Origin of the sequence: Pseudomonas sp. NFPP07, assembly GCF_900115645.1 — a bacterium.
GTDB lineage: Bacteria > Pseudomonadota > Gammaproteobacteria > Pseudomonadales > Pseudomonadaceae > Aquipseudomonas > Aquipseudomonas chlororaphis.
This window is the reverse complement of sequence record NZ_FOXG01000002.1, coordinates 524,752-538,667: the sequence shown is the minus strand read 5'-3', so window position 1 is coordinate 538,667 and position 13,916 is coordinate 524,752. Positions and strand designations below refer to the sequence as shown.

General features: G+C 64.6%; 12 protein-coding genes and 1 pseudogene. 6 read left to right on the top strand and 7 right to left on the bottom strand.

What is annotated here, in order from left to right:
- Positions 1-33 precede the first annotated feature (33 nt).
- Genes pdhA through BM019_RS07495 form a run of 3 tightly spaced genes read left to right on the top strand, consistent with a single transcriptional unit; the run spans position 34 to position 3,224 of the window.
- Positions 34-1,131 (top strand): pyruvate dehydrogenase (acetyl-transferring) E1 component subunit alpha, encoded by a 1,098-nt coding sequence (pdhA, locus tag BM019_RS07505; RefSeq protein WP_175510594.1) that lies wholly within the window; start codon positions 34-36, stop codon positions 1,129-1,131.
- Positions 1,124-2,110, top strand: a complete 987-nt coding sequence (locus BM019_RS07500; protein WP_053259683.1) for an alpha-ketoacid dehydrogenase subunit beta — start codon at positions 1,124-1,126, stop codon at positions 2,108-2,110. The genes pdhA and BM019_RS07500 overlap by 8 nt, the downstream gene beginning before the upstream one ends.
- Before the next feature lie 10 nt (positions 2,111-2,120).
- Positions 2,121-3,224 (top strand): dihydrolipoamide acetyltransferase family protein, encoded by a 1,104-nt coding sequence (locus BM019_RS07495; RefSeq protein ID WP_092417960.1) that lies wholly within the window; start codon positions 2,121-2,123, stop codon positions 3,222-3,224.
- Positions 3,225-3,614: 390 nt separating this feature from the next.
- Here the strand turns inward: BM019_RS07495 and BM019_RS07490 are convergent.
- A pseudogene (locus tag BM019_RS07490) lies at positions 3,615-3,854 on the bottom strand (YebG family protein); the annotation flags it as partial.
- Between the two features lie 364 nt (positions 3,855-4,218).
- Between BM019_RS07490 and BM019_RS07485 the strand changes: the two are divergent.
- On the top strand, positions 4,219-4,719 hold the full coding sequence (locus BM019_RS07485; protein ID WP_009042237.1) for a phosphate-starvation-inducible protein PsiE: 501 nt from the start codon (positions 4,219-4,221) through the stop codon (positions 4,717-4,719).
- On the opposite strand, the gene BM019_RS07480 is transcribed toward BM019_RS07485, so the two are convergent.
- From BM019_RS07480 to BM019_RS07470, 3 genes are all read right to left on the bottom strand, one after another.
- Positions 4,716-5,033 carry a DUF3509 domain-containing protein gene (locus BM019_RS07480; protein ID WP_092417959.1) on the bottom strand — a complete coding sequence of 106 codons (318 nt, stop codon included), beginning with the start codon at positions 5,031-5,033 and terminating at the stop codon, positions 4,716-4,718. The two genes, BM019_RS07485 and BM019_RS07480, sit on opposite strands and share 4 nt — an antisense overlap.
- Positions 5,034-5,251: 218 nt before the next feature.
- Complete coding sequence (locus tag BM019_RS07475; protein WP_053259686.1) at positions 5,252-6,553, bottom strand: serine/threonine transporter; 1,302 nt, start codon at positions 6,551-6,553, stop codon at positions 5,252-5,254.
- Between the two features lie 63 nt (positions 6,554-6,616).
- Positions 6,617-7,993 carry an L-serine ammonia-lyase gene (locus tag BM019_RS07470; protein WP_092417958.1) on the bottom strand — a complete coding sequence of 459 codons (1,377 nt, stop codon included), beginning with the start codon at positions 7,991-7,993 and terminating at the stop codon, positions 6,617-6,619.
- Positions 7,994-8,128: 135 nt separating this feature from the next.
- Between BM019_RS07470 and BM019_RS07465 the strand changes: the two genes are divergently transcribed.
- Together BM019_RS07465 and BM019_RS07460 are read left to right on the top strand one after the other, a co-directional pair.
- Positions 8,129-9,076: a LysR substrate-binding domain-containing protein gene (locus BM019_RS07465; RefSeq protein ID WP_009042241.1), complete on the top strand. Its 948-nt coding sequence runs from the start codon at positions 8,129-8,131 to the stop codon at positions 9,074-9,076.
- 212 nt (positions 9,077-9,288) lie between these two features.
- Complete coding sequence (locus BM019_RS07460) at positions 9,289-9,696, top strand: HPF/RaiA family ribosome-associated protein (protein ID WP_007932409.1); 408 nt, start codon at positions 9,289-9,291, stop codon at positions 9,694-9,696.
- Positions 9,697-9,870: 174 nt separating this feature from the next.
- Here the strand turns inward: BM019_RS07460 and fecA are convergent, their stop codons facing one another.
- The 3 genes from fecA to BM019_RS07445 all read right to left on the bottom strand — a co-directional run bounded on the left by fecA (position 9,871) and on the right by BM019_RS07445 (position 13,914).
- Entirely contained in the window at positions 9,871-12,231 is a 2,361-nt protein-coding gene (gene fecA, locus BM019_RS07455) for a TonB-dependent Fe(3+) dicitrate receptor FecA (RefSeq protein WP_092417957.1), read from the bottom strand.
- Between the two features lie 232 nt (positions 12,232-12,463).
- Positions 12,464-13,429, bottom strand: coding sequence for a FecR domain-containing protein (locus tag BM019_RS07450; RefSeq protein ID WP_092417956.1), 966 nt, complete (start codon positions 13,427-13,429; stop codon positions 12,464-12,466).
- Complete coding sequence (locus BM019_RS07445; protein ID WP_092417955.1) at positions 13,426-13,914, bottom strand: sigma-70 family RNA polymerase sigma factor; 489 nt, start codon at positions 13,912-13,914, stop codon at positions 13,426-13,428. Before BM019_RS07445 ends, BM019_RS07450 begins: the two co-directional genes overlap by 4 nt.
- Between the last annotated feature and the right edge of the window lie 2 nt (positions 13,915-13,916).

Genomic DNA, 13,916 nt, shown 5'->3' with positions numbered 1-13,916 from the left:
AACTGCACGCTGACCCGGCGTGCCAGGAGCCATGTGATGCCGCACAAGGTTGCACTTCCCTATACCCGCTATTTGTCCCCGGACGGCCAGTTGCTCGGCGACCTGCCGGCCTGGGCCGACGACTTCAATCTGCTGACCCGGCTCTACCGGCAGATGGTCCTGACCCGCCTGTTCGACCAGAAAGCCGTGGCCCTGCAACGTACCGGACGCATCGGCACCTATGCGCCGACCCTCGGCCAGGAAGCCATTGGCGTGGCCATCGGCAGCCTGATGCGGCCCGAAGACGTGCTGGTGCCCTATTACCGCGACACCGCCGTGCAACTGATGCGCGGGGTGCGCATGGAGGAGATCCTGCTGTACTGGGGCGGCGACGAGCGCGGCAGCGATTTCGCCGACCCGGCGGTGGCCGAGGATTTCCCCATCTGTGTGCCGATCGCCACCCAGGCCCTGCATGCCTGCGGCGTGGCCAGCGCGTTCAAGATCCGTGGCGAGCACCGTGTGGTGGTGACCACCTGTGGCGACGGCGCCACCAGCAAGGGCGACTTCCTCGAAGCCCTCAACGTGGCGGGCACCTGGCAGTTGCCGGTGGTGTTCGTGGTCAACAACAACCAGTGGGCGATCTCGGTGCCGCGACGCATCCAGTGCGGCGCGCCGACCCTGGCACAGAAGGCCATCGGCGCCGGCTTCCACGGCGAGCAGGTCGATGGCAACGACATGCTCGCGGTGTACGACCGGGTGCAGGCCGCCCTGGAGCGTGCCCGGCATGGCAAGGGACCGGTGCTGCTGGAGTGCCTGAGCTATCGCCTGGGCGACCACACCACCGCCGACGATGCCACGCGCTATCGGGCCGCGGATGAGGTCAAGCAGGCCTGGCTGGAAGAGCCGGTCAAGCGCCTGCAACGCTTCATGGTCGGGGAGGGCGTCTGGGACGGAAACCGCGAGCAGGCGCTGATGGTGGAATGCCAGGCGCTGGTGCAGCGTGCTGTGGATAACTTCGAGGCGGCGGGCACCCAGGCCCCCGAGTCGGTACTGGACCATGTCTACGCACAGTGGCCGGCGGCCCTGGCCGAACAGCGCGAGGTGTTCCTCGAACGGCTGGCGCGGCGTGCGGGAGGTGCGGACCATGAGTAACGGCACATTCAGCCTGCTGGAAGCGGTGAACCTGGCGTTGCACCGGGCCATGGCCGAGGACGAGAACGTGATTGTCCTGGGGGAGGACGTCGGCGTGAACGGTGGGGTGTTCCGCGCCACCCTGGGGCTGCGCGACAGTTTTGGCTTCAAGCGGGTGATCGACTCGCCGCTGGCTGAAACCATGCTTGGTGGGCTGGTCGTGGGCATGGCCGCCCAGGGCCTGAAACCGGTGGTGGAAATCCAGTTCATGGGCTTTATCTACGCGACCATGGAGCACCTGGTGTCCCATGCCAGTCGCATGCGCAACCGCACCCGCGGACGCATCACCTGCCCGATGGTGTTGCGCACGCCCATGGGCGCGGGCATTCGCGCACCGGAACATCACAGTGAAAGCACCGAAGCCTTGTTCGCCCATATTCCGGGGCTGCGGGTGCTGGTGCCGTCCTCGCCGGCGCGGGCCTACGGCCTGCTGCTGGCGGCCATCGACGATCCCGACCCGGTGCTGTTCCTCGAGCCGACCCGCCTCTACCGCATGAACCCGCAACCGTTGGTGGACGACGGCAAGCGCCTGCCGCTGGACAGTTGTTTCACCCTGCGCGAAGGCAGCGACATCACCCTGGTCAGCTGGGGCGCGAGCATCGTCGAGACTTTGCAGGCCGCCAGCGCGCTGGCCGAGCAGGGCGTGTCGGCGGAGGTAATCGACGTCGCCTGCATCAAGCCGCTGGACCTCGACACCCTGGAAGCCTCGGTGCGCAAGACCGGACGCTGCGTGATCGTGCACGAGGCGCCACGCACCTGCGGCGTCGGCGCGGAAATCGCCGCCAGCCTTTACGAGCGGGTGTTGCTGGAGTTGCAGGCGCCGATCCTGCGGGTCACCGCGCCGGACATTCCACCGCCGCTGTATCGCCTGGAGTCGCTGTACATCCCCGGCGTCGAAGACATTCTTCACGCCTGCGACAGCACCCTGAACTTCGCCTGAGGAGGCTGCGATGAAATATTTCAAACTGCCCGATCTGGGCGAAGGCCTGCAGGAAGCGGAGATTGTCGAATGGCACGTCAGGGCCGGCGATACGGTCAAGGCCGATCAGTTGCTGGTGTCGGTGGAAACCGCCAAGGCCCTGGTGGACATTCCCGCGCCCTATGACGGCGTGGTGGCGAAAACCTATGGCGCGCCGGGCGACATCCTGCATGTCGGCGAACCCTTGCTCGGCTACGAAGGCGAGGCGGATGCCGGCACCGTGGTCGGGCGCCTCGAAGGTGGCGGGGCCAGCCAGGAAGACCGGTTTTTTGTCGGCGCCGCGCCTTCGACCCGCGAGCATATGGCGGTCCGCGCCACGCCGGCGGTGCGCCAACTGGCCCGGCAATTGGGCGTGGACGTGAATGCCTTGAGCGGTTCGGCCAAGGACGGGCTGATCAGCCGCGGCGATGTGGAAAACGCCGCGCAGCAGGCGCGCGAGCGGTTCGGCGGCGACCGGCTGCGCGGGGTACGCCGGAGCATGGCGCTGAATATGGCTCGCTCCCACGCCGAGGTGGTGCCGGTGACGATTTATGGCGATGCCGACCTGCACCGCTGGGGTCAGGCCCGCGATCCGTTGATCCGCCTGGCCAAGGCGCTGGCGGCGGCCTGCGCGGTGGAACCGGTGCTCAACAGCGCGTTCGATGGCAAGAGCCTGTCGATCAAGCAGCACCAGCACCTCGACCTGGGCATTGCCGTGGACACCCCCGACGGCCTGTTCGTGCCGGTGCTGCGCAATGTCGGCCAGCGCGACGCGGCGGACCTCAAGGCCGGGGTGACGCGCCTGCGCGCCGACGTGCAGGCACGCTCGATTCCGCCCCAGGAGATGATGGGCGCGACCCTGACCCTGTCCAACTTCGGCACCCTGTTCGGCCGTTACGCCAACCCGGTGGTGGTGCCGCCGCAAGTGGCGATCCTCGCCGCCGGGGTGATCCGCGACGAACCGGTGGCCCTGAACGGCGCGGTGGTGGTGCATCCGCTGCTGCCGCTGTCCCTGACCTTCGATCATCGGGTGGTGACCGGCGGCGAGGCGGCGCGCTTCTTCAAGGCGCTGGTAGAGGCGCTGGAGCAACCCTAGGGTCTGTACGAAAAGTGGCTGCGCGCTGGGCGCCTTCGGCGCTACGCGGGCCATGCTGCGCGCTAGACGCCTGCGGCGTTACGCAGAAACAGGCTCGTGCGCGAGTCCGATCGGAATGCTCATGTAGGTCCCTACAGTCGAACGCGACCCCGGCCGTTCCTCGCCTATTTTTGCCTTGCCTGACCTTCGCTCGCCGACTTTTCGTACGGACCCTTAGTTTTCCACAGGCATGAAAAAGGCCCTGGGCGCTAACCCAGGGCCTGTTCAATTCGAGCCTGCTTACTTGGCGGCTTTGCTCGCCTTGGCGGGCTTGGCCGGTGCTGCGGGTTCCGCGGCTTCCGGCGCTGCCAGCGGAGCTTCTGGCTCGGCCGCCGCAACCGGCGCGCTGAGCAGTTCGGACAGGGCGTCCGGCTGGCTCTTGAAAGCCTTGGCGAACACATCGCGGTTCTTCGCCATGTAGATCCCGGCTTCTTCCACCTGCTGCTCACTCAGGGACGGCACGGCTTTTTGCAACACTTGCGCCAGCAATTCAGCCAGTTCGAGCATTTTGTCATGACGGTCAGCTTCGGCTTTATCCATGAACAAGCGCTCCAGATCTCGGCTGCTGCGGTATACCACTTCGACGGCCATTCACCACCTCACATGCCTTCACGATAATGGGTATTTGCTACTACTGTATTTATATACAGGTGCGAAGAATAAGCGAATCCTGCTGCTTTGAATAGTGGCTTTTTAATCTAGACGGGTTTCCGGGTTTGTCAGCCCCCCTGTAGGAGCGAGCTTGCCCGCGATCCGCGCAGCGGCCATTCAGCACCTTGTCTGAACAGACGCTATCGCCAGCAAGCTCGCTCCTACAGATTTGCCGCCGGCCTGAACGTGCCTTGTCTGCATCAGCCACCATCTCACCCCCGACGCTGGCCTTTTTTCTGCATGCAGAACAACCGTCACGTCCAACCCGCATCATCCGGTCGAGTCGACCTAAGGAAAAACCATCGTGAAAATCAATTGGGCCGAGAAACTGCGGCAGAACGTCCATCAGTTGGCCGAGTCCCTGGGCAACCTGTTCGTCGAGACCTTTCACTACCTGGCGCTGTTCGCCATCGGCGCGGTGACGGCCTGGGCGGCGGTGATGGAGTTTCTCGGGATGCTCGAAGAAGGTCATATCAAGATCGATGACATTCTCCTGCTGTTCATCTACCTCGAACTGGGCGCCATGGTCGGCATCTACTTCAAGACCAACCACATGCCGGTGCGCTTCCTGATCTACGTGGCGATCACCGCGCTGACCCGCCTGCTGATCTCCAACGTGTCGCACCACAACCCGCCGGACCTGGGGATCATCTACCTGTGCGGCGGTATCCTGCTGCTGGCGTTCTCGATCCTGGTGGTGCGCTACGCCTCATCGCAGTTCCCCTCGGTGAAGATCGAACACCCGCAACGCAAAGTCGGCGCGGGTTCCAGCGAGCACCCGGAAGTCGAGAAGGGCGAGCTTTAAATCGCCACGCTCAGGGGCGGCCGGCCCTTGGTGGCCGGCAGCGGCAGCTTGAAGCTGTCGCTGTTGGTCATGGCTTCGAGGATGGCCATGGCACTGTGGCCCTGCTCGATGGCGATACCGAACTGAATGCTTTGCACCAGGCGCTTGAGCCGCTGCGGATCGTTGCGCTGCTCGGCGCTGATCATGCGCTTGGCTACGACCCGGCCGGCCTTGGACAGGGTCAGCATGATGCTGCCGTCCAGGCCCTGGATGCTCAGGTTGACCCGGTATTCCGGGGCGAAGGCATCGGTAATCAGTTGAAAGGGGTTATCCATGTGCGTCACCGCCTGATTGTATCGTGCAGTCATTGACCGGCCGGGATCGGGATTAGTTCGCATCTCCAGACCACTGGCAGGCCGTTCGCTAAGGTTTATTAACGTCCGTATTCCTCAGGTCTTGCAAAGCAAAGGGCATGCCGGGAAAAGCGCCGACCAATAAACCCGGGGGCGAAAAAAAACGGACCAAAAGGTCCGTTTTTCTTTGGCTACCCGTTTCAGGGCATGAACGAATAAATGATCGCTGACAGTGCGATCAGACCGATCAGCACCACGAACAGATTCGACAGCTGGCCCGAATACTGGCGCAGCGATGGCACCCGCCGGATCGCGTACATCGGCATCAGGAACAGCAGGCAGGCGATCACCGGTCCGCCCAGGGTTTCGATCATGCCGAGGATGCTCGGGTTGAAGGTGGCCACGGCCCAGCAGGTGAGGACCATGAACAGCGCGGTGCAACGCTCCAGCCAGCGCGACGACAGGCTCCGGCCGCGGCTGCGCAGGCTTTTCACGATCAGCCCCTGGAAACCTTCGCTGGCGCCGATGTAGTGGCCGAGGAAGGATTTGGTGATGGCCACCAGCGCGATCAGCGGCGCCGCATAGGCGATCACCGGCGTCTGGAAGTGGTTGGCCAGGTACGACAGGATCGAGATGTTCTGCGCCTTGGCCGCGGCCAGGTCGGCCGGCGACAGGGCCAGCACGCAGCTGAAGCAGAAGAACATCACCGTCAGCACCATCATGCCGTGGGCCACGGCGAGGATGCCGCTGCTCTTGCCTTCGGCCTGGGCGCCGTAGTGGCGCTTCTGGTCGACGGCAAAGGCCGAGATGATCGGCGAATGGTTGAACGAGAACACCATCACCGGGATCGCCAGCCACAGGGTCTTGAGGAATAGCGGCATGGACATGCCGTCATTGGCCGAGGCGAAGAAGGCGCCGTTCCAGTTCGGGATCAGGCTGAGGGCCAGCAGCAACAGCGCGGCGACAAAGGGATAGACCAGCACGCTCATGGCCCGCACGATCACGCCCTGGCCGCAGCGCACGATGGCCATCAGGCCGAGGATCAGCACCAGCGACAGGATCGCCCGTGGCGGCGGGGTCATGTGCAACTGGTGCTCCATGAAGCTGCCCAGGGTGTTGGTCAGCGCCACGCTGTACACCAGCAGGATCGGGAAGATGGCGAAGAAGTAGAGCAGGGTGATCAGCTTGCCGGCGCCGATGCCGAAGTGCTCTTCCACCACTTCGGTGATGTCGCCGGAGCGCCCGGACAGCACGAAGCGGGTCAGCCCGCGGTGGGCGAAGAAGGTCATCGGGAAGGCCAGCAGCGCCAGCACGATCAGCGGCCAGAAGCCGCCGACCCCGGCGTTGATCGGCAGGAACAGGGTGCCGGCGCCGATGGCGGTGCCGTACAGGCCGAGCATCCAGGTGGTGTCGTGCTTGCTCCAGCCCTGGCTGGCGGTCGTGGTGTCGCGGGCAGTTTCTACGGCAGGGTTTTCGGCAGCGGGTGTTCGTACATCGGTCATCGGTATCGCCTCGTTATTATTTTTGCTCGGGCTCACGTGGGGCGGACAGTCAGGGAGCGCTCCTCAGCACTCCACCCAACTCACGGCCAGGCCGCCCCGTGAAGTTTCTTTGTATTTGTCGTGCATGTCGGCGCCGGTATCGCGCATGGTGCGGATCACCCGGTCCAGGGAAATGAAGTGTTTACCGTCGCCGCGCAGGGCCATCTGGGTGGCGTTGATCGCTTTCACCGCGGCGATCGCGTTGCGCTCGATGCAAGGCACCTGCACCAGGCCGCCGACCGGGTCGCAGGTCAGGCCGAGGTTATGTTCCAGGCCGATTTCGGCGGCGTTTTCCAGTTGCTCCGGGGTAGCCCCAAGCACCTCGGCCAGGCCGGCGGCGGCCATGGCGCAGGCGGAGCCCACCTCGCCCTGGCAGCCGACTTCGGCGCCGGAGATCGAGGCGTTTTTCTTGCAGAGGATGCCCACCGCGGCGGCACCGAGGAAGAAGTCGACCACGTCGTCGTCCGACGCTTCGGGGTTGAACTTCATGTAGTAATGCAGCACCGCCGGGATGATCCCCGCCGCGCCGTTGGTCGGCGCCGTCACCATGCGCCCGCCGGCGGCGTTTTCCTCGTTCACCGCCAGGGCGAACAGGTTGACCCACTCCATGGCCGACAGGGTCGAGCTGATGACGTTGGGCTTGCCGATTTCCAGCAGGTTGCGATGCAGCTTGGCCGCGCGGCGCGGCACATCCAGGCCGCCGGGCAGGGTGCCTTCGTGGCGCAGGCCCTGCTCGACGCATTCGCGCATCACCGACCAGATGTGCAGCAGGCCGCTGCGGATTTGTGCGTCGCTACGCCAGGCCCGTTCGTTGGCCATCATCAGTTCCGAGACTCGCAACTGGTGCTGTTGGCACAGGGCCAGGAGTTCCACCGCGCTGTTGAAGTCGTAGGGCAGTTCGACGCCGTTGGCCGTCGGGGCGCCTTCGGCCACTTCGGCTTCCTCGACGATAAAACCGCCGCCCACCGAGTAGTAGGTCTGCCGCCATAGCAGACCGTCCGCGCCGAAGGCCGACAGCGACATGGCATTGGGGTGGTAGGGCAGGCTCTCGTCGAGCAGCAGCAGGTCGCGCTGCCAGTCGAAGGCGATGGTCGAGCGACCGCCGAGGCTCAACTCGCCGCTTTCACGCAGTTGCTGGATGCGCGGGCCGATGCTGCGCGGGTCGATGCTGTCGGGCCATTCGCCCATCAGGCCCATGACGCAGGCGCGGTCGGTGGCGTGGCCGACGCCGGTGGCGGACAAGGAGCCGTACAGGCGGATTTCCACCCGCTGCACCTGCTCCTGCAACCCTTGCTCAAACAGCCCCTGGGCGAAGGTCGCGGCGGCGCGCATCGGGCCGACGGTGTGGGAGCTGGATGGACCGATACCGACTTTGAAGAGATCGAAAACACTGATAGCCATGCTAAAGCCTTACAAGCAATGGAAGAGAAATCGCTGCCATTTTTTGTAGGCCGAGCGTTAGGTCGGCGATACTGCCTAGCTCGGTCAAGACTGACCAACGAATTTTCCTAAGACAGCCTTTAGCAGGACTAAACGATGAGTCGTCAGTTTCATGCCCAGACCTACGTCTGGCTGCATGTGTTTTCCTGTGCCGCGCGGCACTTGTCGTTCACCCGTTGCGCGGAAGAACTGCACATCACCCCGGGGGCGGTCAGCCAGCAGATCCGCCTGCTGGAAGAGCGGCTCGGCTTTCGCCTGTTTCATCGGCGCGCCCGTGGGGTGGAGCTGAGCGCCGAGGGGCAGCGGCTGGCGATTACGGTGAACGAGGCCTACGGCAGCATCGACGCCGAATTGCGCCGGCTGGATGCCGGGATGATCAGCGGCACCTTGCGCCTGCGCTCGATCCCGTCGTTTCTCGGCAAATGGCTGACCCCGCGTTTGCCCCGGCTGCAGCAGCGTTTTCCGGACATTCAGCTGCGGCTGGTGGCCGAGGACAGCAGCGTGGCCTTGCACGAAGGCGATTTCGACCTGGCCATCGACCTCAACGACGGCAGCTATCCGGGGCTGTTATCCACAGCCCTGCTGGATGAACAGATCTTTCCGGTCTGTGCCCCGGGCCTGTTGCGCGGGCGGCCACCGTTGCACGGCCCGGCGGACCTGGTGCATTTCCCGTTGCTGCACGACATCACCGCCTGGCGCGGCAGCTATGAGTACGCGGAGTGGGAGTTCTATCTCAATGCCATCGGCTGCGAGGGCGCGGATGTGCGGCGCGGGCACACCTTCAATCGCAATCACCTGACCATCGAGGCGGCGATCGCCGGGATGGGGGTGGCGATTGCCCGGCGTACCCTGCTCAACGACGAACTGGAGCGCGGCACCCTGATCGTGCCGTTCGGCCTCGCGGTGCCCAATCACAAGCGTTATGTGCTGCTGTATGCGCCGGGTGCGCTGAGCCATCCGGGCGTGCGCGCGGTGCACGACTGGCTGGTGGAGGAGGCGGGGATTTTTCGCAGCCAGCACCCTCTGGGAGAGGGGCAGTTATGAGTGAAAAAGGCCAGGGACAGGGGCGACCTAACTCCCGACATTAACAGCGCTTTTGCTCCTTGTCCGGCTTTATTTGCGAATAGATATTTATCTTTTTTAAGGGCTTGAATTGTTCCGCGCTCTGCCCAACTCTGTAACCAAGAGGCCGCAAAAAGTACGCCCTCAGGGGCACGCGGTTCCTCTCGCGAGCTAGCTGAAATAAGGGAAGAACTATGCAAATCCAGGTCAATAGCGATAACCATATTCAAAGCAGCATCCGACTGGAGGAGTGGGTACGTACTACCATTGAGAGCACGCTCGAACGCTACGAGGAGGACCTGACCCGAGTCGAGGTTCACCTGCGGGACGAGAACGGCGACAAGCCCGGTCCCCACGATTTACGCTGCCAACTGGAGGCGCGGCCAAAAGGCCATCAACCGATTTCCGTGACCCACAAAGCCGAATCCCTGGAACTGGCCATCGAAGGAGCGGCCACCAAGCTGGAGAATTCCCTGGAACACCTGTTCGGCCGGTTGCGCAACAAGCGCGCCGCGGCAGCGCCAAGCGCCCGCGAAGGCCAGGCCGACGCCTTGCTTGAAGAGGAATTCCTGGAAAACGAACAGGCCGCGCTCAATAGCTGATGGCTGATTTCTCCACAGACAGGGCCTGCAATTGCAGGCCCTTTTTTGTGCGCCACGTTTCTGCAGGAGCGAGCGGGCGGCGATCCGACTTGCCAGCGATGAAGGCGGCGCGGTGTGTCAGGCCGGACGCTATCGCGAGCAAGCTTCGCTCCTACTGCCAGGCGATGCCGTGGATCAGAACGCCACGGAGGTCTGTACGTACAGGGTCCGCGGTTCGCCCACGTACTTGCCTTTGTTGTTGTCGTCGAACGAGCGGGTGAAGTACTGGTGGTTGAAGATGTTCTTCACCCCGACCGCCACGCTCAGGTCCGACAGTTGCGGGCCGAAGTCGTAGGCGGCGCGGCTGCTGAACAGCATGTAGCCGGGAATCCGCCCGGTGCTGCCGTCGGCGCTTTCGGCCCAGGTGTTGGCATTGTCGGCGAACTGGCTGCTCTGATAGCTGCTGTCGAAGTTCAGCTTCCACGGGCCTTCGGTGTAGCCGATGCCGAGGGTGCCTTTGTGCTTGGACGAGAACGGCACGCGGTTGCCCTTGTTCGGCCCGTCTTCCCGAATGGTGGCGTCGACATAGGCGTAGGTGGCGTACAGATCGAAACCGGCCAGCGCCGGGCTCAGGCCGTCCAGCGCGTAATTGACGCTGGTCTCGATGCCCTGGTGACGGGTTTCGCCACGGGCGATCACCGAGTCGTTGGTCTGGTTGCTGTCGTACTGGTTGTCGAAGTTGATCAGGAATGCGCCGATCTCCGCCCGCAGGCTGCCGTCGTCATAGCGGGTGCCCAGTTCCCAGGTGCGGGCCTTCTCCGGTTTCACTTCGCCGCTGCTCACGCGGTTGGGCATCTGGCTGTACTGCACGCTGCCGAACGAACCCTCGGTGTTGGCGTAGAGGTTCCAGCTGTCGGTCAGGTGGTACATCACGTTCAGCGCCGGCAGCGCGGTGTTGTAGTCGCCCTTGTATTTGACGTTGGTCAGGTTGTTGGTCTGCTGGGACTCGATCATCTCGTAGCGGATGCCCGGGGTGAGGGTCCACTTGCCGATGTCGATGCGGTCGTCGACGAAGAATGCATTGGCCTCGGTGCCGCCGCGGGTATCGCGGTCGTTGCGGCTGCTGGTGCTGGGCAGTTGCTGGTTGGTGCTGGTCGGCGTGCGGTAGCGCAGCTCGTGGCCGGCCTCGTTGATGTAGCGGTAGCCGATGCCCAGCTCATGGCTGGTCGGCCCGAGGTCGAAGCCTTGGGCGAAGCGGGTTTCGATGCCGCGCACCCAGTATTCGCGCGGCGACAGCGACAGGAAGCTGCCCTGGTCCAGGTAGCCGCTGCGCAGGGTCTTGGTGAAGAAGCTGTTGACGGTGAATTCGCGACGATCTTCCTGGTAGCGATAACCGAAGTTGATCAGCGTGCGGCGGCCCCAGAACTTGTCGTACGGGCGGGTCGACTGATAGGGATCGGCCTTGTAGTCGGCGACGTTCAGGCCGCCGGGCATGTCGGCCTCGCCCTCGTAGTACTGGGCCATGGCGTTGAAGCTGTTGGCGTCGTCGAGCTGGTAATGGCCCTTGAGGATCAGGTCGTCGATTTGCGTGTCGCTGTGTTCGCGCCAATCACCGCCACGGCTGCCGGAGTACAGCAGGGCGCCGCCCAGGCCGTTGTCGGCGGTGCCGCCGGCCAGCAGGTTGCCGGTGGTCTTGAAACCGTCGTGGCTGGAGGACGGGCTGGTCTCGGTCTGGAAGCCGCCCTTGACCGTGGGTGCATCGGGAATGGCGCGGGTCACGAAGTTGACGATGCCGCCGACGTTCTGCGGCCCGTAACGCACCGCGCCGCCGCCACGCACCACGTCCACGGCGTCCATGTTGCCCATGCTGACCGGGGCGAAGGACAGCTGCGGCTGGCCATAGGGCGCGAAGGGCACAGGAATGCCATCCATCAGGACCGTGGAGCGCGAGGCCAAGCGCGGGTTGAGCCCGCGAATGCCGAAGTTTAGCGCCATGTCGTGGCTGCCGGTGCCGTTGTTTTCCGGGGCGTTGACCCCGGGGATGCGGTTGAGCACGTCGCGGGCCTGGGTCGCGCCCTGGCGTTCGAATTCTTCGCGGCGGATCACGTCCCGCGCACCTGGATGCTCGAAGACGTTGGTCTGCGCCGCGTCGCCCAGCCAGTCGCCGACCACGCTGGAGGCGCCCAGCTCCAGGGCCGCCGGTGCGCCCTCGGCGCTCACCGGTTGCAGGCTGAAGGCATTGCCGCCTTCGGCGCGGGCTTGCAAGCCGGTGCCCTTGAGCAGGGTATTCAGACCTTCTTCGGTGGTGTAGCGGCCTTCCAGGCCCTGGCTTTGCACGCCGCTGGTGACCTGGGAGCCGAAGGAAATCAGCACCCCGGCTTCACGGCCGAACTGGTTCAGGGCGTTTTCCAGCGACGCCGCCGCGATGTGGTAATCGCGCGTCGGGCCGTCGGCGGCGATGGCCAGCGGCAGGGCGGAAAAGCTCAGGCTGGCGCCCAGCAGCAACTGGCGCAGGGTACGGGCAAGGGGCGTAAGGCGAGTGGGGCGCTGGGGCATGGACATCGATCCTGAGAAGGTTGCAGTCAAGGGGGCTTTCCTTCTCTGTCACGCGAGTGCTGGAAAACGGCTCACACAAAATGAAAAAAAATCTGCGCGTCGGAAAAAACCTTGAATCGGTGCCGATTGGTAGCCGCTGCCGCAGGCTGCGATCGGCCCCGAAGGGGACGTGCTCTTGAGGTCCTCGAAGGTCCTTCGGGCCTTATCGCAGCCTGCGGCAGCGGCTACAGGTTCAGGCGCGGGCCTCGACTGTGACCCAATAACGGGTGAAGCGCCGGACCTTCACCGGCAGGCTGATTTCCAGCAGGTCGAGGATCCGTTCGCTGTCGTCCAGTGGGTAACTGCCGGAGATCAGCAGGTCGGCGACCCGTGGATCGCAGTTGAGCTGGCCGCGACGGTAACGGCCCAATTCGTCGAGGAAGTCCGCCAGGCGCATATGGGCGGCCACCAGCATGCCCTCGCTCCAGGCGCCGCTGCCGGCGTCCAGCGGCCGCGGGTTGTCCCAGGCGCTGCGGGTGAAGCTCAATTGTTGCCCCTTGCTTACCTGCAATGGCGCTGCCGAATAATCCGACGGGCTGAGGCTGACGTTGCCCTCGAACACCGCCAGCTGGGTGCGCTGGCTGAACTGGCGCAGGTTCAAGCGTGCGCCTTGTGGGCGCAGCAGGCCGTGGGCGCTCTGGATCAGCAGCGGCCGGCGGTCGGCCGCGGCGGTCAGCAGGATCTCCCCGGCCAACAGCCGGATCAGCCGTTGCTGGCCATCGAAACTCACGTCCACCGCACTGTCGGTATTGAGCTGCAGCTGGCTGCCGTCGCTCAGTTGCAGCGTGCGCCGCTGGCCCACCGGGCTGCGGTAGTCGGCCATCAGCGGGGTCAGCGGATTGTGTTCGCGCAAGCCCCAGGCCGCGGCGGAACCGGCGCCGAGGATCAGCAGCAGCTTCAGCGCCTGGCGCCGGCTGGAGGACTTCGGCGCGTTGAGCGCGGCATGGGCCAGGGGCGAAGACAGGCCGCGCAGCCGCGAATTGACCCGCTGGATATGTTCCCAGGCCCGTTGATGTTCGCTGTGGGCGTCGTGCCACTGCTGCCAGGCCAGTTGCTGGCGCGGGCTGAGCGGCCCCGCCTGCATTTCGAGCAGCCAGTGCACGGCCTGTTCGGCGACCTGGGCGCCGATGTCCGGCGGGCGGGGGAGTGCAGCGTTCACAGGGCGAAGTAGCAGCGCAGGGCTGCCTTGTGCAGGTGGCGCTTGACCGTGGCGATGGAGATCCCCAGTTCGCGGGCGATCTCGCCGTGTTTCAGGCCATCGACCTGGGCCAGCAGGAACGCGTGTTTCACCAGGCGCGGCAAACCGTCGAGCAACTGGTCCAGCTCCATCAGGGTCTGCAGGATGATCGCCTTGTCCTCCTCGGACGGCGCCAGCAGTTCCGGCATCTGCGCCAGCGTGTCGAGGTAGGCCCGTTCCAGGTCCTGGCGCCGGTAGTGGTTGCACAGCACCCGTTTGGCGATGGTGGTGAGGAACGCCCGTGGCTCGACGATCGACGGCGTTTCCCGGGCGCTGAGCACCCGCATGAAAGTGTCCTGGGCCAGATCGGCGGCGCTGTCGGGGCAGCCGAGTCGGCGCCGCAACCAGCCGTTCAGCCAGCTGTGATGGGCGTGATAGAGGACTTCGACGGTAGAGGAGTGAGCCAAGC